Origin of the sequence: Sphingopyxis soli (assembly GCF_018682675.1) — a bacterium.
Lineage (GTDB): Bacteria > Pseudomonadota > Alphaproteobacteria > Sphingomonadales > Sphingomonadaceae > Sphingopyxis > Sphingopyxis soli.
On record NZ_JAFMTR010000099.1, the window covers coordinates 1 to 18,553 of the forward strand.

Consider the following 18,553-nt stretch of genomic DNA (forward strand, 5'->3'; position numbering starts at 1 on the left):
TGATTGAATCAAAACCGGCACTCCAGATTCTTGTTTTGCCGTGTTTTCCGAGTCGTCAGGTGAGTCCACCTGACTTGAAAACACTCTAGTCGCGCGCAAGGGCGGGACGCGCGGACAAAGCGCGGGTCGATGCCGGCGCGGTCGAGTATCAGGCCGGATCGGCTGTATGCGATCCGACCATCGCCGCCGCGCGGCGACGAATATCCTCTTCGAAAGCGCACGCCTTGCGGAGCGCCGTGTCGAGGTGAACTCCGGTGATCGCCGATGTCGCCGCGAGGGTGCCGTCGGTCGTCCGGACCATCGCATGTTCGAAGCGCAGCACCTTTTCGCGCACCTCGACGAGGCGCGAGGTGATCGTCACCGTGTCACCCGCAACCAGCTCCCGCAGATATCGCGTCGTCTGCTCGACCGCCGCCATCCCGCGTCCGTTCGCGGCGAGATAGGCCTGCGTCAGTCCCAGTTCGGCAAAGAGGGTCCACGTCGCTTCGTCGAATTTTCCGGTGTACCACATGACGTTCATGTGGCCCATCTGGTCGCAGTGCCATGGATAGACGACGCCGCGGTAGCTCAGCACTTGCGGGGATTCGTCGGTCATTCGGATCTTGTCCTCATTCACAAAAGGTGGCGAAATCCTCGAGCGGGGCGCCACCCGGATCGAGGTTGTTTTCGGACGCGGATCACGCGGTGGAACTGACACCAGCTCTGCCGCGCGCAGCTGTCAAGGCCGCGCGCCTTGTCGGCAAGCATGATGTTATCCACCATCGCGCACATCCGGCCGTTCCTGTCGTCGTGCGCGATGCCGAGCGCTCTCTTCCCCGCCGCCGCCGCAATCCGCGCGTCGCGCAGCGCGCTCCCCCGCGCCTTGCCGGCATCGTCGCGCAGCGCCTCGGTGGCGACTCAACCGAGCGCGGCATCTTGTAACGCGCGCCGGCCACGCGGGGGAAGGCTGACCGGCATGTTCCGCTGGTCCGCGCGCCGCGCGCCGCCTATAGGCTGGGCGGTATAATGAGCGCGCAAAACAGCAAAGCCGGCCCCGTCGGCGCATCGACGACCGACCGCGGCGTCCGCCGGATCGGCCTTGCCGAGCCCGGCGATTCCGATCTGACGCGCGCGCTCGCGATCGAGGCGCCGGTGTCGGTCGAGGTTTCCGGCATCGGTTATGCGGTGATGATGGCGACTCCCGCCGATCTCGAGGATTATGCGCTCGGCTTCGCGCTCGCCGAGGGGCTGGTCGAGACGCCCGCGCAGCTCGCGAAGGTCGGCGTCCACCCGATCGAGGGCGGCTGGGCGCTGCGCCTCTGGCTCGCCCCCGATCGCGCGCATCTGGCGCTCGAACGCGCGCGGCGCCGGGTCAGCGAAAGCAGCTGCGGCCTGTGCGGGATCGAGAATATCGAGGAGGTGCTGCGCCCGCTGCCGCACGTTGCCGCCCGCATCGACGTCGACCGGTCCGCGATTGCGCGGGCGCTCGCCGCGCTCGTCGACCGCCAGCCGCTCGGCCGCGCAACCGGCGCGGTTCATGCCGCCGCCTTCTGTACACCGGCGGGCGAGATTCTCTGCGCGCGCGAGGATGTCGGGCGGCACAACGCACTCGACAAGCTGGTCGGCGCCCTCGCGCGCGCGACGATCGATCCGGCGGGCGGCTTCATCCTGCTTTCGGCGCGGTGCAGTTATGAGCTCGTCGAAAAGACGGTGCGCGCGGGCTGTCCGATGCTCGTCACCATCTCCGCCCCGACCAGCCTCGCCGCCGAACGCGCCGCCGCCGCCGGGCTGACGCTCGTCGCGCTCGCCCGCGCGGATTCGGCATTGTTGATCAGCGGCGGCCCGATCGCCTAGGATCCGCCGAGCGCGTTCACGGTGAACGCCAATATCCCCATGTTGAACACGAACGCCGCCATGCAATGGCCGAGCGCGACGCGCCGCATATGCGCGCCCGATATGGTGACGTCGGACGTCTGGAAGGTCATCCCCAGGGTGAAGCTGAAATAGAGGAAGTCCCAGTAACCGGGTTCCTTGACCCCCGGCACCTCCAGCCCGCCGCGATCGCGCCCGCCTGCCTGCAGATAATAGAGATGCGCATAGTGCAGCGTGAACACCAGGTTTGCAAACAGCCACGAAAGCGCGAGGGTGGCGACGATCAGCACGATATCGCCGCGATCGAGCTTTTCCGGGCCCGCGATCAGCGTCCCGACCGCGAACAGGACGACGAGCGACAGCAGCACCGAAATCGCCAGAAGGCCGGCGCGGTTCGCATCATTCTCGACCGCGCGCTGGCGCATCTGCCGCACGTTCGAACGCAGCAGCGGCAGCGCGGAGACGAGAAAGGCGAGCGCCGCCGCGTCGAAGCCCATCAGCAACGCCGACCGTGCGCTGTCGCCGAGCGCAGTCATGCCCCCCGCGACCGCCACAAAGACCAGCCCGAACAGCAGGAACCGCAGCGGCGCGACCTGGCGGCCGAACGCGAAGCTGTTGCGCTGCGCCATTTGCGGCTTCAACCCGCCCCGGCGACGATCCGCACCGGGATCGACTTCGCCGCCGGGCAGCCGCTGACGCGGTCATAATGATCGAGCGGGAGCAGCGGGTTGAGCTCGGGATAATAGCCCGCGAGCGATCCGCGCGGCATCGGATAGTCGACCAGCGTCAGCGCCTCGACGCGCCGGTCGATCCCGTCGGCGGCGATCGTTTCCAGCGTCACCTTCGCGCCCGCCGCCAGCCCGCGCGCTTCGCGATCCTCCGCGTTGACGAACAGCACCATCCGGTCGTTGTACACGCCGCGGTAGCGGTCGTTATAGCTGTAGATCGTCGTGTTGAACTGGTCGTGCGAGCGGATCGTCGAGAGCCGCAGCATCGCGGGATCGTCGACCGGCGCGTCGACATGCAGCCCCGGCAGCACGAGGAAATTCGCCTTGCCGTTCGGGGTGAGCCACGCGAGCCGGCGCGGCGCGACGTCGAGGTGAAAGCCGAGCGGCGCCTTGATCCGTTCCGAAAAATCCGAATAGAGCGCCGGATAGACCGCGGCGATCTTGTCGCGGATGCGACCATAATCGTCGATGAAGCCCGCCCAGTCGACGCGGCTGTCGGGCAGCGTCGCCATCGCGATGCGGCAGACGATCTCGACCTCGGGCTTCAGGTCGTCGCTCGCCGGGGCGAGCACCCCGCGCGAGGCGGTGACGTTCGACATCGAATCCTCGATCGTCACGAACTGTTCGCCCGCCGCGGTCTCGATCCGCTCCGACCGCGCGACGACGGGCAGGATCAGAGCGTCCTTGCCGTGCACGAGATGCCCGCGGTTGAGCTTCGTCGCGATCCCGACGGTCAGGTCGAGCGAGCGCATCGCGTCGTAGGCGCGTGTCGTATCGGGGATCGCGCGGACGAAATTGCCGCCGAGGCCGATGAAGACCTTCGCGGTGCCCGCGAGCATCGCCTCGACCGACTCGATCGTATGATGGCCATGCTCGCGTGGAGGCGCGAAGCCGAAGACGCGCTGGACCTGATCGAGATAGGCCTCTGTCGGCTTTTCGTCGATCCCGACGGTGCGGTCTCCCTGTACGTTGGAATGGCCTCGGATCGGCGAAATGCCCGCACCCGGCCGCCCGTAACTGCCTTTGAGCAGCAGGATGTTCGCGACCTGCTGGACCAGCTGCGACCCGTACTGGTGCTGCGTCAGCCCCATGCCGTAACAGATGATCGTCGCCTTCGACCGGATATAGATTTCGGCGCAGCGGCGGATCTGCTCCTCCGATATCCCCGACACCGCGACGATTTCGGCCCAGTCCTGCGCCAGTATATCGGCGCGCAGCGCCTCGAAACCTGTCGTATGCTCGGCGATGAAGGCCCGATCGAGGACCGCCTCCCCCGCCGCCTCGCGCTCGAACATCACGCGCATCATGCCTTTCAGGAAAGCGAGGTCGCCGCCGATCCTGATATGGACGAATTCGCTGGCGATCGGCGCCGATCCGAAGGTCGCCATCTGCACGACGTCCTGCGGCTCGGTATAGCGCATCAACGCGCGCTCGGGCATCGGGTTCACCGCGACGATCGGGCAGCCGCGCTTGTGCGCGTGGAACAGCTGCGTCATCATCCGCGGCGCGTTGGTGCCGGGGTTCTGCCCCATGACGAAGATCGCCTCGGCATGGTCGAAATCGTCGAGGATCACCGTGCCCTTGCCGACCCCGATCGCGGGGGGGAGCCCGCGGCTCGTCGGTTCGTGGCACATGTTCGAGCAATCGGGGAAATTGTTCGTGCCATATTCGCGCACGAAGATCGAATAGAGGAAGGCCGCCTCGTTCGGCGTGCGGCCCGAGGTGTAGAATTCGGCCTGATGCGGGCTTTCGAGCGCGCGCAGGTGCGATCCGATCAGCGCGAAGGCATCGTCCCAGCTCACCGGCACATAATGGTCGCTCGCCGCGTCGTAGCGCATCGGTTCGGTCAGCCGGCCCTGCATCTCGAGCCAATAGTCCGACTGCTCCATCAGCTCGGTCACGCTGTGCCGCGCAAAGAAATCGCGCGTCACACGGAATTTCGTCGCCTCGTGCGCGAGCGCCTTCGCGCCATTTTCGCAGAATTCGAGCTTCTTGGTGCAGGTCGCGTCGGGAAAGGCGCAGCTCGGGCATTTGAAACCGCCGGGCTGGTTCATCGATAGCAGCGCGCGCGATCCCTTGGTGACGACGCTCTGTTCGAGGAGCACCTTCGCGGTCGCCGCCGCGGCGCCCCACCCGCCGGCGGGGGCGTTATAGGTCTGGTAGCGGGCTTTGCCGTCGGCCATCACGTCATCTCCCGAACCTCGATATCGCGCCGGAGTAAAGCACAGCGCCGCGCGCAAGGCCATGCCAACCATGGTGGGATCGAGCAAAATGGATGCGCGGTCGCCATCGTAAAAGCGGCCAGCCTCCGGGGGCGGAGGCTGGCCGGATGCAGGCGGGCCGGGATCAGCGGGTGCCGGGTGAGATCCCGGCCAGCCTGCGGTTCGGGTCGCCGAAGGCGCTCAATCGCCTTCGACCCCTTGGCTTCTAGCCGCGCGCGGCCGTCCCCCGGATGACCGGCACATGACAATATCGTAATCCGCGCGTCAGCTTGCGGAGGCGTGTGACCGTCTATGAAGGGCGCATGACACGAACGACCGGCCACAGACGATGGGGACGCGCAGGGCTGCTCATGCTCCTGCTCGCGCTGCTCGGCGCCGGCCTCTGTTACGTCCATCTCGGCTATTATCGCCACACGACCTTCCACGACCTGCCCGCCGCCGGAGCCGGGCCCCAGCGCCCCGCGCTCGTCATGCTGTCGGGCGACATGGGCGACCGCGTCGGGATGACCCCGAAGGTCGCCGCACGGCTCCATGCGCGCGGCTATGCGATCGTAACCGTCAACAGCCTGTCCTTCTTCGCGCCCGGCCGCTCCGCCACCGAGACGGGCGCGCTGATCGCGGGCGCGATGCGCCGCGCGATGGCGCTCGGCCGGACCGGTCATGTGGTGCTGATCGGCCAGTCGTTCGGCGCCGACATGCTCCATGCCGGGCTCGCGGAGCTGCCCGCCGCCGCGCGCGCGCCGATCCGCGCCGTCGTGCTTGTCGTTCCAGGGCGCGACATCGTGTTTCGCGCGTCGCCGGTCGAGCTCGCGGGTCTCGAAACCCCCGACGCACTCGCCCTGCCGACCGCGTCGCGCCTGACCTGGGTGCCGGTCACCTGCATTCATGGCGCCAAGGAGGCGAACAGCCTTTGCCCCGAGCTCACCCTGCCCAACGTCCGGCGCGTCGCTTTGCCCGGCGGGCACCGGCTGGATTTCGACGATGCGGCGCTGACCGCGGCGATCCTGCCGGCCGTAACCCAAGCCAAGGACATTCGGTCATGAAGATACCGGCGCTGGCACTGATGCTTTCCGCCTCGACGGGATTCGCGGCGGCTGCGATGCCACAGCCCGCCGCGAATCCGATCGGCCTGTGGCAGAACCCCAAGGGGACATTGCTCGTCCGGACGCGCTATTGCGGGCAATTGCTCTGCGGCAACATCGTCTGGGCGAGCCCCAAGGCGATGGCCGACGCACGCGACGCGGGGGTCACCTCGCTGATCGGCACCGAGCTGCTCAGCGACTATCGCAGGAGCGGCGCCGCGCGCTGGACCGGGCAGGTCTATGTCCCCGATCAGGGCCGCCGCTTCTATTCGACGATCGAGCAGAAGAGTGCCAACGATATCCGCATCTCGGGCTGCATCCTCGGCGGCCTGCTCTGCAAGCGGCAGGACTGGACGCGGCAATGAGGCGGTTTGTCGCCTGCATCCGCACGCACAAGCGGTCGCTGTCGATCCTCGCGGCGCTGATCGTCGCCGCGCTCGGCTTCTCCGCGCTCTTCGGCCTGCTCCATTCGGTGCGCCCGCGCGCGATCCGCCATACCTTCGACGCGCTGTCGACGGCACAGATCGCCGGGGCGCTGGCGCTTACCGCGACCAGCTATCTTCTCCTCACCCTCTACGACAGTTTCGCCCTGCATATCCTCGGCAAGACGCTTCCGTGGCGCACGGCGGCGCTCGCCAGCTTCACCAGCTACACGCTCAGCCACAATCTCGGACTCGCGTTGCTCACCGGCGGATCGGCGCGCTACCGCGTCTATCGCGCCGCGGGCCTCGACGGCGGCGCGATCGGCAGCGTGATCGCGCTCGCCAGCCTCGCCTTCTGGAACGGTGTGATCCTGCTCGCCGGCCTCGCCGCGGCGACCAGCACGCAGATCCTGCCCTTCTTCGACTTCGGCCTGTCGCTCCACTGGCTGCATATCGCGGGGATCGCGACCGTGACGCTCTGCCTGATCCCGATGCTGCTCCGCCACTTCGGGCTGCGCGCGGTCGAGATCGGCGGCTGGCGCACGCCGATACCCGGCCCGGCGAAGAGTGCGGCGATGACGCTTGTCGCCGCGCTCGACCTCGCCGCCGCCAGCGCCGCGCTGTTCATCCTGCTGCCCGCCCCCGACCCGGCGGCCTGGCCGCTTTTCTTCCTCGGCTATGCGCTCGCGATCATCGCCGCGCTGATCAGCCATGTGCCGGGCGGGCTCGGCGTGTTCGAGGCGGTGGTGATCGCGATGGTGCCCGGCGATAAAGCAGAGCTGCTCGCCGCGCTGCTCGCCTACCGCGTCATCTATTATCTGCTGCCGCTGCTCCTCGCCGCGCTGCTCCTCGCCTGGCACGAAAGCCGCGCGTGGCACGGACCGGCGAAGCAGCTCGCCGCTGCGGGGCAGTCGCTACTGCGCGAGCTGGCGCCGCCGCTGCTCGCCGCCCTCGTCTTCGCCGGCGGTCTGATCCTCCTCCTCTCGGGATCGACCCCGGCGGAGGCGGCGCGGATGCACGACCTCAAGCATTTCCTTCCGCTGCCGTTCGTCGAGGCCTCGCACCTCGCCGCGAGCCTTGCGGGCACGCTCCTCCTCTTCCTCGCGCCCGGGCTGCTCCGCCGCCTCGACGGCGCGTTCGTCGCGACGCGCGCCTTGCTCGCCGCCGCGATTCTCTTCTCGCTCGCCAAGGGGTTCGATTATGAGGAGGCGCTGATCCTGGCCGGGATCGTCGCCGCGCTGCAGTGGAGCCGCGCCGCCTTCTATCGCAAGACCGCGCTGATCGACGCGCCGCTGTCGACCGGCTGGATCGCCGCCGCGCTGACCGCGATCCTGGCGTCGACCTTTGCGGGCTTCTTTGCCTACAAGCATGTCGCCTATTCGGGCAGTCTCTGGTGGCAGTTCAGCCTGAACGGCGACGCGCCACGCTTCCTGCGCGCGCTCTTCGGCATCGCGGTGCTGCTCGCCGGGCTCGCGATCTGGCGCCTTCTTGCGCCGTCGGCGCGCTCGGTCCGCACCAGCGCGGTCAGCTTCGACCAGCTCGAACCCGCGCTCGCGCTCGCCGACCGCACCGACGCCTTCCTCGCGCTGACCGGCGACAAGCGCTTCCTCCTGGCCGACGAGGGCGACGCCTTTCTGATGTACCGGATAGAGGGCGCCAACTGGATCGTGATGGGCGATCCCGTCGGCAACGAGGATCGCTGGTCCGACCTGCTTTGGAAACTGCGCGAAAAGGCCGACGCCGCGCAGGGACGCCTGCTGCTGTACCAGATCGGCGCGCGCACCTTGCCGCAGGCGATCGACCTCGGCCTCTCGATCGTCAAATATGGCGAGGAGGCGGAGGTCGACCTCGACTCCTTCACGCTCGCCGGACCGCAAGCGAAAACGCTGCGCCACGCCGAACGCCGGGCGGAACAGGCAGGCGCCGAATTCGCAGTCATCGCCGCCGCCCACGTCCCTCGACACATCGCCGAACTCAAGGCCGTGTCCGACGACTGGCTGCGCGCGAAAAAGCAGCGCGAAAAGGCGTTCAGCCTCGGCAGCTTCGACCCCGCCTATATCGCGCGCTTCCCCTGCGCCGTCGTGCGGATCGACGGACGCATCGTCGCTTTCGCCAACATCCTCGCGACCGCGAATGGCGCCGAAATGTCGGTCGACCTGATGCGCCACGTCGCGGCGCTGCCCTATGGCGTGATGGATTTCCTGTTCATCCGGCTGATCCAATATGCCCGCGATCGCGGCTTTCGTCGCTTCACCCTCGGCATCGCGCCGCTCGCCGGAGTCGACGGGCGGCGGCTCGCCCCGACTTGGGCGCGCGGTGCGGCCTTCCTCTTCCGTCATGGCGAGATGCTCTATGGCTTCGAGGGGCTCCGCAGCTACAAGGCCAAGTTCGCGACCCGCTGGGAACCGCGCTATATTGCCGGCCCGCGGGGCATGGCCTTCGCGCAGGGCATGGCCGCCGTCCACCGCATCGTCAGCCGCCCTCCCGCGACGAAGAAGGCCGCCGCACCCGTCGCGGCGCCCGTCTGAGCGATGGACGCAATGCCTCTGCGCCCCATGCCCCCCGCCAGCGCCTTGCTGCTGATGCTCGCGGGCGTCGTCGGCCTTGCGGCGCATCTCGCATCGGCGCCCTTTGCATCCACGGGCAACCAGATTCCCGGCCTGACCTACGAGGCCGAACGCACCGCACCGCACGCGCCGCTCGCGCTCGTCGTCACCAGCGTGCAGGACGGCAGCGCCGCGGCGAAGGCCGATATAGCGGCGGGCGACGTTATCGTCGGCATCGACGGCAGGCCGATCGCCTCGGTCTCCGCTGTCGCGCGGGCGATGAAGGGCGATGCGAAACGGGGTGTCGACCTCCATATTCGCCATGGCGGCGAGAGCCGCTATAAGCATCTGCCGCCCACCCGCGTGAAGGAACCGCATGTCCCAGAAAATACTCGTCATCGAGGATGACCGGACCACCGCGGACTTCATCGTCAAGAGCCTGACCGGCGAAGGGTTCGTCGTCGATCACGCCGCCGACGGGCGCGACGGGCTGTTCCACGCGACCGACGGCAGTTACGACGCGATCGTCCTCGACCGGATGCTGCCGGGGATGGACGGGATGGCGGTGCTCGCCGCGCTGCGCGCGGCGAAGGTCGCGACGCCGGTCATCATCCTCTCGAACCTCGGCGCGGTCGATGCGCGGGTCGAGGGGCTGACCTCGGGCGCCAACGACTATCTGGTCAAGCCCTTCGCCTTTTCCGAGCTGCTCGCGCGGCTGAAGCTGCTGATCGCAAAACCGTCGGGCGGGACGCAGGTCGAAACGACCCTCGCCTGCGAGGATCTGGAGATGAACCTGCTCAATCGCCGCGTCACACGCGCCGGCCAGCGGATCGAGCTCCAGCCGCGCGAGTTTCGCCTGCTCGAATATCTGCTGCGCCACAAGGAACAGGTGGTCACGCGCACGATGATGCTGGAGGGTGTGTGGGAATATCATTTCGACCCCGGCACCAACGTCGTCGACGTCCACGTCAGCCGCCTGCGCCGCAAGGTCGACGACGGCTTCGACAAGCCGCTCGTCCACACGATCCGCGGCGCCGGCTATATGCTCGGCAAGGCTGGCTAGTCGCCGGTGCGACGGGGGTTTTTCCAGTCGACGACGATCCGGCTCGCGCTCGCGTTGCTGCTCGCGCAGGTCGCGGCGCTCGCGCTGGGGCTGACCGTCATTCACCGCTTCACCGCGGCGACGATCCTCGCCGACGCGCGCACCGCGGCCGAGGTCGCGCGCGACGATTTCGCCGAGGAATATCGGCAGGAGGGCGAAGCCGGCCTCGTCCGCGCGATCCGCGACCGGCTCGCGGCGCGCGACGACCGCAATTTCGTCGTGCTGCTCAAAGGCCCGGGCGGCGTGCCGCTTATCGGCAATCTCGAGCAATGGCCCGCGACGCTCGGCGACAAGGAGCGGTGGCGGCGGATCAGCCTGTTCCGCGAGGGCGGCACGGCGGCGGAGGAGATGGGGCTGGTCACGCGGCGGCTGGACGCCGACCATGTGCTGCTCACCGGGGAGGTGCTCGAGGCGCAGGTGCAGCTCGCCCGGGCGAGTCAGGCGGCCTTTCTCTATGCGCTTGCCGCCGGAATCCTGATCGCGACCGTCGTCGCCGCGCTCGCGGCGTGGATATTGTCGCGGCGCGTCGACGCGTTCGCCCGCGCCGCCTCGGCCATAGCGTCGGGGAGGCTCGACGCGCGGGTCGAGCGCGACGAGACCGGCGACGCCTTCGACCGGCTCGGCACCTCGATCAACGCGATGCTCGACCGGATCGAGGCGCTCGTCGGCGAACTGCGCATGGTCACCGATTCGATGGCGCACGACCTCCGCTCGCCCGTCTCGCGGATGAAAGCGACGCTCGAACAGGCGCTCGGCCGGACGCGCGACCCCAACGCGACCGCCGCGCTCGCAGCCGCGATCGACGAGGCCGACAGCCTGCACCGCCTGCTCGACACCGCGCTCGAGATCAGCCGCGCCGAGGCCGGCATCGGCCGCGACCAGTTCGCCCGCTTCGCGCTGGCGCCGCTGCTCGACGATCTGGCCGAAGTCTATGGCCCGCTCGCCGAGGACGAAGGCTTCGCGATCAGCGTCGACGCGCCCGCCGAGCTCGAAGTGGTCGCGCACCGTGAAATGCTGCTCCGGGCGCTGTCGAACCTCATCGACAATGCGCTGAAATATGCAGGCGGCGGATCGGCGATCCGGCTGTCTGCGGCACGGGTCGGAACCGACGTCGAGCTCAGGGTCGCCGACGATGGCCCAGGCATTGCCGAGGGGCAGATCGGCGAGGCCGCAAAACGCTTCGTCCGCCTCGACCCCGCGCGCGGCGGGTCGGGCGCCGGGCTCGGCCTCTCGCTTGTCGAGACGATCGCGCATATGCACGACGGCCGGATGGCGATCGCGCGCGCCGACCCGCACGGCACCATCGTCACGCTGCGCCTGCCCGTCGCCGCCTGATCGCCTCATATCGGCGCCGAAGCCGAGCGGATCGCGCTGGGCTTCGGCGCCAGGACGCGCCAGCCTTGGCGGGTGAACCAGAACGGGGGCCATATCCATCTGATCCTGCCCGACGCGGTCGAGCGCGCGGCTTGCTTTCGCACGCTGGCCGAAACGGGCGGCGGGGTCGTGCGCAGCTTCGCCAGCGCCGACGCCTGGCTGGAGGCGGGCGCCGATACCGACTGCGCGATTCTGCTCTTTCACTGGCAGCAGCCGGGTCGCGTCAGCGGCGACACATTGCTCGCGCGGCTCGCCGGACGCGCCGATGTCACGATCTTCGTCGCCGCGAGCCGCCTCGGCGTCGCCGACGCCCGCGCGATCCTGCGCGGCGGTGCGCATGATTTGCTCCCCGCGCCGCTCGACCCGCGCCTCGTCCGCCGCACGATCGACGACGCGATCGCAAGCTGGCAGGCGCGGCGCGACGCGCTTGCGCTGCACCGCGACGCCGAAATGCGGCTCGCCGCACTGACGCCGCGCGAGCGCGACATATTGGAAGCGATCGCGGCGGGGATGGGCAACAAGGCGATCGCCCGCCGCCTCGACCTCAGCCCGCGCACGGTCGAGGTTCACCGCGCAAACATCATGCGCCGCGCCGGGGCGGGCAGCGTCGCCGAACTGCTACGGCTTGCCTTCACCGCCGAACTGGCGCGCGGGAACCCCCTCCATTTCGGAGCATGAATCCCGATCGGCACGGCCGGATCGCCGGACGGGCGCCTATAAGGAGGATGAACGGACGGCCGCCGCTGAGTTGGTCCCCATCGGCACCGCCGTTCTCCCTCGTGGCCGAACCCCACCAGGCCACGGATCCCAAGCGGGCCGGCGGAGAATGTTCCATCTCCGCCGGCCCAATTTCTACCGGCTGACCAACGCGCGCTGCTCGGGCCGTCCCATCGAGAGCAGGATCGGGTCGGACGCCTGTCGCGCCACGAAATCGGCCTTGCCAGCCATGCCCTGCCATTCGATGGCGATCAGCGACTGCGCGATCGCGCCGCCCAGCGTGTCGCCGGGGCCGGGCAGGATGATCACGTCGGGTGCGAATTCCTTGACCGCGACCTGCACCGACCGCGCAAAGTCGTAGGGCGCGAGAATCTGGTGGCCAAAGCTATAATCCCAGATCGCGGCCGGGTCCGATGAGAAGCGCCGCCAGATATGCCCGCGCCCGTCGACCATCGGGATCACAGGATCGCCGAACAGCGATGCGGGCAATTCGGCCTTCGCCTTTTCCGAGCTGCCGAACATCAACGGCGTGTGGAACGGGCCGTGGCCCGCGAGGCGCAGCGGATCGCGGCCGGGCGTTTGCGGAACGTCGGCAAGCAGCGCGGCAAGACCTTCCTCATTCCCGGCAAGGACGAGCATCCCGGCGAGGTCGATCGACAAGGCGAGATCGTGACCGGGGCGCGCAGCGATATTCGCGACGAGATCGATCAACCGGTCACGGAGGCCCGGAACGGGCCGCCAATCCTCGTCGACCACCTGCAGCAATATCTGCCCGCCCGGACCGTGCGTCTGGCTGTTGAGGCCCATCGCGTTCGAAATGCGGAAACCGTCCTCGACCGACACCGCGCCGCCGAGCGCCAACGCGCTGTACCAGCCCATCGAATTGCCCGCGACCGCGACGATGTCGAACCGGTCGCGGTCGATGCTCAGATAATCGAGCGCCGTCGCACTGTAGATCAGCGGCGCAGCGACATCGCCGCGCATGTGGGTCGCGACGCTGAAACGCTCGGCGCCGTCGAGTTCGGTCAGCGTCGTCTGGCCGCGCTCCCGTCGCTGGGCGTCGAAATTCGCGATCAGGTCGGCGAAGCGCGCGGCGTGCAGCCGTGCGATGCTGCCGAGTTCGCCCTTGCCATAGGTGCCGCGCCCTGGCGCAACGACGAGCGCGCTCCTGCGGGTGTTCATGCCAGCAACTCCTTCGCGGCCGCGTAGATGCTGTCGCGGCTCGGCAGCGTCAGCGTCGCGGCCTTCCCCAGGGGAATGAAACTGTCGTCGGCGGCGATGCGCGCGAGTTTCTTGCCCGGCGTGCGTTCGACGAAGGTCGCCATCAGCGCTTCGCTCTGCGAGCCGGTGATGCGGCATTCGTCGACGATCAGGATGCGCTTCGCCTCGCCGACCGCGGCGACGAGCCTGTCCTCGTCGACCGGGCCGAGCCAGCGCAGGTCGATCACGCGCGCCTTCACGCCATCGGCGGCGAGCGGCTTTTCGGCCTGGCGCGAGAGATAATAGCCGTTGCCATAGGTGACGATCGCAAGGTCGGTGCCGTTGCCATGGACACCGACGTCGCCGAGGCGGATCGGGGTGCCTTCGCCCGGGGCTTCGTAGACGCTGGTCCACAGACCATCGCCCTCCTCGTGCAGGTCGCGCGTCATGTAGAGCGCGATCGGTTCGACAAAGACGACGACACGCTGCTCCTCGCGCGCCAGCCGCACGCATTCGCGCAGCATATGCACGGCATCGCGGCCGTTCGACGGCACCGCGAGGATCACGCCCGGAATGTCGCGAAAGACCGCAAGGCTGTTGTCGTTGTGGAAATGGCCGCCGAAGCCCTTCTGATAGCCGAGCCCCGCAATGCGGATGACCATCGGGTTGGTGTACTGGCCGTTCGAGAAGAAGCTGAGGGTCGCCGCCTCGCCGCGGATCTGGTCCTCGGCATTGTGGACATAGGCGAGGAACTGGATCTCGGGCATCGGCAGGAAATCATTGTGCGCCATGCCGATCGCGAGCCCGAGGATCGCCTGTTCATCGAGCAGGGTGTTGATGACGCGCGCCGAGCCGAAGCGCTGGTGAAGCTTCGCGGTGACGTTGTAAACACCGCCCTTCGGTCCGACATCCTCGCCCGCGACGACGATCTCCTCGTGCGCGAGCATCAGGTCGGCGAGCGCCCACGACAGCAGCCGCGCCATGTGCATCGGCTTGTCCATCTGGCCCGCATCGCTGCCGAACATCGCCTTGCGGTCCTCGGCCGACGGCGTGTTCGGCCGCGCGACTTCGCGGCGCGGCGGGATCAGGCTTTCCATCACATGCGCCGGGGTCGTGATCTTCGGCCGCAGGATCGCCGCCTCGGCCTGCCGCGCCAGGGTCGCCCCGATCTCCTCATAGGTTTCGGCAATCTCGGCGGGGGTCATCCAGTCCTGCTGCACCATCAGGGCCGCGCCGGCGAGCAGCGGATCACGCGCCTCGTCGGCCTCGATCAGCGCCTTCGGCAGATAGGCGCCCTGCACGTCCGATCCCGCATGGCCGTAGAGCCGCACCGTCGCCATGTGCAGGAACACGGGCCTTCGCGTCCGGCGCGCATAATCCGCCGCCGCCTTTGCCCCGGCATAGGCCGAAGCGAGGTCGGTGCCGTCGCACCGGATATAGTGCAGCCCCGCGCGGTGCCGGAACTGCGCCTCGATCCAGCCCGTCGGCGTGCGCGTCGAAATGCCGATGCCATTATCCTCGCAGAGAAAAATCAGCGGCATCGGGGTGCCCTGGAAGGCCGCCCAGCCGGCGGTGTTGAACGCGCCCTGCGCGGTCGAATGGTTCGCCGAGGCGTCGCCGAAGCTGGTCAGCACCACCGCATCGTCGGGAAGGGGCAAGCCCTTGCGTCCGAGCCGCCGCGCAATGCCGATCGAAAAGGCCGCACCGACGGCTTTCGGCAGGTGCGACGCGATCGTCGAGGTCTGTGGCGGGATATTGAGCCGCTTCGATCCGATCACCTTGTGCCGCCCGCCCGAGATCGGGTCCTCGCTCGACGCCGCGAAGCTCAGCAGCATGTCCCATGTCGCGCTCTCCCCCGGAAGCTGGCGCGCGCGGTGAAGCTGGAAGGCGTTGGAGCGATAGTGGAGGAACGCCATGTCGGTGACGCGCAGCGCCGCAGCGACCGCCGCATTGCCCTCGTGCCCTGACGAGCCGATCGTGTAGAAGCCCTCGCCGCGCGCCTGCAGATGGCGCGACAATCGGTCCATCTGGCGGCTGGTGAGCTGCGACAGGAAGATATCGGTCGCCGCCGCCCGCGACAGACCCGCCGCGCCCGGATCAGGCGCATCGGCCCGATCGGGCAAGCGGCCTGCCGCCAGCGCGTCGAGGAATTTTTCATGTACTGCCTGCGCCGCGTCCACCGACATCCTCCTTGAACCGGGCCATCTGGTTGCACGCGCAACCATCAAGCCACGACCGGCGCGCTAGAACGGGGCAGTTTGGCGCGCAAGCATCTCTTGCCTTGTCGCGGCGCGGCGCGCTACCACCTTGATCGATGACGCATCGGGGCGGGGCTCTCTTCTCAACATGATGTCGCTTTGGATCGCCCAGGCGTCGGCAGCGACGGCCGCATCCGATGAGGGGTGGCTCGTCGACCCCGAACTCGTCGACCCCGCCTATGGCCAGACGATGGCCGGGGGCGAGATTCAGACGGGCTTTCCGCCGCCCCCGCCGCCGCAGTCCCGGCAACCGCAATGGGATATCGGCTGGCTGCGCGATTTCTTCGAATGGAGCGCCCCGGCGCTGAAACCCTTGATGTGGATCGGCGCCGCGGCGCTGCTGCTCCTCATCCTCTATCATTTCGTCCCCGCCTTTGCCGACTGGATCGATAACTTCCGTTTCGGGCGCAAGCGCGGCGATATCGAGGAAGAGGCGCTGGGTGAAGCCGAAGCCGGCGCCGCGCGCGCGCGGCTCGCCGACGCCGATGCGCTTGCCGCCGCGGGCCGCTTCGCCGAGGCGGTGCATCTGCTGCTCTATCGCAGCGTCGACGACATCAGCGACCGCCGCCCCGGACTCGTCCGCCCCGCGATGACGTCGCGCGAGCTTGCCGGCGCGCACGACCTGCCCACGGTCGCGCGCCATGCCTTCAGCCGCATCGCGCGCGCGGTCGAGATCAGCCTGTTCGGTGGCCGCGCGATCGACGAGGGCGCGTGGAAGGAATGCCGCAGCGCCTATGCCGAGCTGACCGTGCCGCAGAATTGGGCGCGGGCATGAGCGGCGCGCGCGCGAATGAATCGGGGTTCAATCCGCTGCTGATGGCGGCGATGGTGATCGTGGGCGTGGTCGCGTTCATCGCGCTCTGGGCGCTGGTCGCGCTCGGCCCGCAATTGTCGAGCGGCAACGACGGCGGCGGTCATTCGCTGTCGAAGGCGGCGCCGGGTTTTGCCGGACTCGTCGACTTGCTCGAACGATCGGGCGCGCATGTCGAACTGCGCCGCCACGTCGGCCCGGGCGCCGCGTCGGGCGACGAACCATTGCTGATCCTCACCCCGACGCACCAGACCAAGCCGAACGAGATCGAGGAACTGCTCAATCAGCGCGGCCGCCGCGCGCTCGTCGTGCTCCCCAAGTGGCAGACGGTGACCATGCCCGGACAGGCGAAAAAGCCCGGTTGGGTCGGCCAGGGCTTTCCCGTCACGCCCGACGGCGCGCTGCTGCCCGAGAGCCAGTTCGGCAAGGTCCGCATCCGCGCGCCGCAGGCGCGCGCGCAGACCGTCCCCGCAAGCGTCGCGGGGCGGCCCTTTGCGGCCTATCTCCCCGACAATGCGCAGACGGTCGACGGCGACGGCATCATTCCGCTGATCGCGGGCGCGAACGGCGGCGCGGTGCTCGCGATGGCGAAGGAGCGCGATTTCTACGTCCTTGCCGATCCCGATCTCATCGACAATTTCGCTTTCGCCTCGCGCGACAGGGCGCGCGCGGCGGCGATGCTGATCGACGCGATCGGCGAGGATGCCGACACCGACAGCGTCGCCTTCGACCTGACGCTCAACGGCTTCGGCGGCGGGCGCTCGCTGCTGCGTTTTGCCTTCGTTCCGCCCTTCATCGGCATCACGCTCTGCCTGATCGCGGCAGGGCTGCTCGCGCTGTGGCAGGCGTGGGTGCGCTTCGGCCCCGCGCTGAAGCCGGCGCGCGCGATCCCGATCTCGAAAGAGGCGTTGATCGCGAACAGCGCCGACCTGGTGCGGCAGGCGCGGCGCGAACTCGACGGCGCCGACGCCTATGTTGCGAACCAGCGCCTTGCGATCGCGCGCCGCCTGCACGCGCCGGCGGGGCTCGACCCCGAAGCGACCGACGCGTGGATCGACCGGCGGCTGAAACGCGGCAGCGATCTGTTTTCGGCGATTGCACGCCGTCTGCCGTTCGCGCGCAACCGGCATGAATTTTTGGAGGGCGCGCAGGCGCTGCACGACATCAGGAAGGAACTACTCCGTGACGGCTGAAATCGAGAGCGTGAGGGCGCTGGGCGCGGCGATCGAGGGCGAGGTCGCCAAGGTCGTGTTCGGTCAGGGCCCGCTGACCCGCATGGTGACGATCGCCCTGCTCGCGGGCGGCCATGTACTGCTCGAAGGCCCGCCGGGGACCGCGAAGACCCTGCTCGCGCAGGCCTTCGCGCGCGCGGTCGGGCTCGACTTCGGACGCATCCAGTTCACCCCCGACCTGATGCCCGGCGACATATTGGGGTCGAACCTGTTCAACTTCCAGACGTCGAGCTTCACCCTGACCAAGGGGCCGATCTTCACCGAACTGCTGCTCGCCGACGAAATCAACCGCACCCCGCCGAAGACGCAGGCTGCGTTGCTCGAGGCGATGCAGGAACGCCGCGTCACGATCAACGGCGAGCCGCACGCGATGAGCCCGCGCTTCACCGTGCTCGCGACGCAGAACCCGATCGAACAGCAGGGCGTCTATCCGCTGCCCGAGGCGCAGCTCGACCGTTTCCTCTTCAAGCTCGTCGTCGACTATCCCGACGCCGCCGAGGAACGCCGCATCGTCGCCGATCATGGCGGGCGTTTCAAAAGCCCGGCGGTCGCCGATTTCGGCGTCGCGCAGGTCACCGACGCCAAGGCGATCGGCGCCGCGATCGACGCCATCGCGACGGTGCGCCTCGCCGAAGAGGTCGTCGACTATATCGTCCGCCTGATCCGCGCGACGCGCGCCAGCGCCGACCTTGAATGCGGCGCCAGCCCGCGCGCCGCGACGATGCTCGCGCGCGCGTCGAGCGCCTCCGCGGCGCTGGAGGGCCGCGACTATGTCATTCCCGACGACGTGCAGCGCCTCGCCGCGGGCGTGCTTCGCCACCGCGTCATCCTGTCCGCGGCGGCCGAGATCGAAGGCCGCAATGTCGAACAGGTGATCGCCGATATCGTCGAGCGCGAGGACGTGCCGCGTTGATCCGGATATGCAAACGATCCTCCCCGTGGCGCAGCCATGGGGAGGTGGCAGCGCGAAGCGCTGACGGAGGGGCAAATGGCGCGACGTCGCGGCCC

17 protein-coding genes are annotated in these 18,553 nt (G+C 68.5%); 12 read left to right on the forward strand and 5 right to left on the reverse strand.

Features of this window, described 5'->3' with window-relative positions; genetic code table 11:
* Positions 1-148: 148 nt before the first annotated feature.
* The gene (locus J1N50_RS14885; protein ID WP_215355074.1) at positions 149-595 is read right to left on the reverse strand and encodes an acyl-CoA thioesterase; all 447 of its coding nucleotides are present in this window, start codon (positions 593-595) and stop codon (positions 149-151) included.
* A 65-nt stretch (positions 596-660) separates the two neighbouring features.
* Between J1N50_RS14885 and J1N50_RS14890 the strand changes: the two genes are divergently transcribed.
* Both J1N50_RS14890 and fdhD read left to right on the forward strand, forming a co-directional pair.
* On the forward strand, positions 661-921 hold the full coding sequence (locus J1N50_RS14890) for a hypothetical protein (RefSeq protein WP_215355076.1): 261 nt from the start codon (positions 661-663) through the stop codon (positions 919-921).
* Between the two features lie 84 nt (positions 922-1,005).
* Positions 1,006-1,833 (forward strand): formate dehydrogenase accessory sulfurtransferase FdhD, encoded by an 828-nt coding sequence (gene fdhD, locus J1N50_RS14895; protein ID WP_215355078.1) that lies wholly within the window; start codon positions 1,006-1,008, stop codon positions 1,831-1,833.
* Here fdhD and J1N50_RS14900 read toward each other — a convergent pair.
* Entirely contained in the window at positions 1,830-2,480 is a 651-nt protein-coding gene (locus J1N50_RS14900) for a DUF1345 domain-containing protein (protein WP_215355080.1), read from the reverse strand. The two genes, fdhD and J1N50_RS14900, sit on opposite strands and share 4 nt — an antisense overlap.
* Before the next feature lie 8 nt (positions 2,481-2,488).
* On the reverse strand, positions 2,489-4,762 hold the full coding sequence (locus J1N50_RS14905) for an FdhF/YdeP family oxidoreductase (RefSeq protein WP_215355083.1): 2,274 nt from the start codon (positions 4,760-4,762) through the stop codon (positions 2,489-2,491).
* Between the two features lie 341 nt (positions 4,763-5,103).
* On the opposite strand from J1N50_RS14905, the gene J1N50_RS14910 reads away from it, so the two are divergent.
* The 7 genes from J1N50_RS14910 (at position 5,104) to J1N50_RS14940 (ending at position 12,005) form a co-directional block, all read left to right on the forward strand.
* On the forward strand, positions 5,104-5,844 hold the full coding sequence (locus tag J1N50_RS14910; RefSeq protein WP_215355085.1) for a virulence factor: 741 nt from the start codon (positions 5,104-5,106) through the stop codon (positions 5,842-5,844).
* A complete protein-coding gene (locus J1N50_RS14915; protein ID WP_215355087.1) occupies positions 5,841-6,248 on the forward strand; it encodes a DUF2147 domain-containing protein in 408 nt (135 codons plus the stop codon). Before J1N50_RS14910 ends, J1N50_RS14915 begins: the two co-directional genes overlap by 4 nt.
* Positions 6,245-8,833: a bifunctional lysylphosphatidylglycerol flippase/synthetase MprF gene (mprF, locus tag J1N50_RS14920; RefSeq protein ID WP_215355090.1), complete on the forward strand. Its 2,589-nt coding sequence runs from the start codon at positions 6,245-6,247 to the stop codon at positions 8,831-8,833. The genes J1N50_RS14915 and mprF overlap by 4 nt, the downstream gene beginning before the upstream one ends.
* Before the next feature lie 27 nt (positions 8,834-8,860).
* The gene (locus J1N50_RS14925; RefSeq protein ID WP_215355092.1) at positions 8,861-9,259 is read left to right on the forward strand and encodes a PDZ domain-containing protein; all 399 of its coding nucleotides are present in this window, start codon (positions 8,861-8,863) and stop codon (positions 9,257-9,259) included.
* Entirely contained in the window at positions 9,228-9,914 is a 687-nt protein-coding gene (locus J1N50_RS14930; protein WP_215355094.1) for a winged helix-turn-helix domain-containing protein, read from the forward strand. The genes J1N50_RS14925 and J1N50_RS14930 overlap by 32 nt, the downstream gene beginning before the upstream one ends.
* 6 nt (positions 9,915-9,920) lie before the next feature.
* Positions 9,921-11,288, forward strand: a complete 1,368-nt coding sequence (locus tag J1N50_RS14935) for a sensor histidine kinase (RefSeq protein WP_215355096.1) — start codon at positions 9,921-9,923, stop codon at positions 11,286-11,288.
* 72 nt (positions 11,289-11,360) lie between these two features.
* Entirely contained in the window at positions 11,361-12,005 is a 645-nt protein-coding gene (locus J1N50_RS14940; RefSeq protein WP_215355098.1) for a response regulator transcription factor, read from the forward strand.
* 174 nt (positions 12,006-12,179) lie between these two features.
* Here J1N50_RS14940 and J1N50_RS14945 read toward each other — a convergent pair whose 3' ends face one another.
* On the reverse strand, positions 12,180-13,226 hold the full coding sequence (locus J1N50_RS14945; protein WP_215355100.1) for an ACP S-malonyltransferase: 1,047 nt from the start codon (positions 13,224-13,226) through the stop codon (positions 12,180-12,182).
* Positions 13,223-15,430, reverse strand: a complete 2,208-nt coding sequence (locus tag J1N50_RS14950) for a thiamine pyrophosphate-dependent enzyme (RefSeq protein ID WP_246553574.1) — start codon at positions 15,428-15,430, stop codon at positions 13,223-13,225. The genes J1N50_RS14945 and J1N50_RS14950 overlap by 4 nt, the downstream gene beginning before the upstream one ends.
* 160 nt (positions 15,431-15,590) lie before the next feature.
* Here J1N50_RS14950 and J1N50_RS14955 point away from each other — a divergent pair, with 160 nt between their 5' ends.
* The 3 genes from J1N50_RS14955 to J1N50_RS14965 are packed head-to-tail and all read left to right on the forward strand — an operon-like array spanning position 15,591 to position 18,458.
* Positions 15,591-16,277 (forward strand): DUF4129 domain-containing protein, encoded by a 687-nt coding sequence (locus J1N50_RS14955; protein ID WP_215355105.1) that lies wholly within the window; start codon positions 15,591-15,593, stop codon positions 16,275-16,277.
* On the forward strand, positions 16,274-17,506 hold the full coding sequence (locus J1N50_RS14960; protein WP_215355107.1) for a DUF4350 domain-containing protein: 1,233 nt from the start codon (positions 16,274-16,276) through the stop codon (positions 17,504-17,506). The genes J1N50_RS14955 and J1N50_RS14960 overlap by 4 nt, the downstream gene beginning before the upstream one ends.
* Entirely contained in the window at positions 17,496-18,458 is a 963-nt protein-coding gene (locus J1N50_RS14965) for an AAA family ATPase (RefSeq protein WP_215355109.1), read from the forward strand. The genes J1N50_RS14960 and J1N50_RS14965 overlap by 11 nt, the downstream gene beginning before the upstream one ends.
* Positions 18,459-18,553 lie beyond the last annotated feature (95 nt).

Excerpts from the sequence above, each read along its gene's own strand:
- J1N50_RS14885 (WP_215355074.1), bottom strand. The coding sequence starts at position 595 with ATGACCGACGAATCCCCGCAAGTGCTGAGCTACCGCGGCGTCGTCTAT.
- fdhD (WP_215355078.1), top strand. The coding sequence starts at position 1,006 with ATGAGCGCGCAAAACAGCAAAGCCGGCCCCGTCGGCGCATCGACGACC.
- J1N50_RS14900 (WP_215355080.1), bottom strand. The coding sequence starts at position 2,480 with ATGGCGCAGCGCAACAGCTTCGCGTTCGGCCGCCAGGTCGCGCCGCTG.
- J1N50_RS14905 (WP_215355083.1), bottom strand. The coding sequence starts at position 4,762 with ATGGCCGACGGCAAAGCCCGCTACCAGACCTATAACGCCCCCGCCGGC.
- J1N50_RS14910 (WP_215355085.1), top strand. The coding sequence starts at position 5,104 with ATGACACGAACGACCGGCCACAGACGATGGGGACGCGCAGGGCTGCTC.
- J1N50_RS14915 (WP_215355087.1), top strand. The coding sequence starts at position 5,841 with ATGAAGATACCGGCGCTGGCACTGATGCTTTCCGCCTCGACGGGATTC.
- mprF (WP_215355090.1), top strand. The coding sequence starts at position 6,245 with ATGAGGCGGTTTGTCGCCTGCATCCGCACGCACAAGCGGTCGCTGTCG.
- J1N50_RS14925 (WP_215355092.1), top strand. The coding sequence starts at position 8,861 with ATGCCCCCCGCCAGCGCCTTGCTGCTGATGCTCGCGGGCGTCGTCGGC.
- J1N50_RS14930 (WP_215355094.1), top strand. The coding sequence starts at position 9,228 with ATGTCCCAGAAAATACTCGTCATCGAGGATGACCGGACCACCGCGGAC.
- J1N50_RS14945 (WP_215355100.1), bottom strand. The coding sequence starts at position 13,226 with ATGAACACCCGCAGGAGCGCGCTCGTCGTTGCGCCAGGGCGCGGCACC.
- J1N50_RS14950 (WP_246553574.1), bottom strand. The coding sequence starts at position 15,430 with ATGTCGGTGGACGCGGCGCAGGCAGTACATGAAAAATTCCTCGACGCG.
- J1N50_RS14955 (WP_215355105.1), top strand. The coding sequence starts at position 15,591 with ATGATGTCGCTTTGGATCGCCCAGGCGTCGGCAGCGACGGCCGCATCC.
- J1N50_RS14960 (WP_215355107.1), top strand. The coding sequence starts at position 16,274 with ATGAGCGGCGCGCGCGCGAATGAATCGGGGTTCAATCCGCTGCTGATG.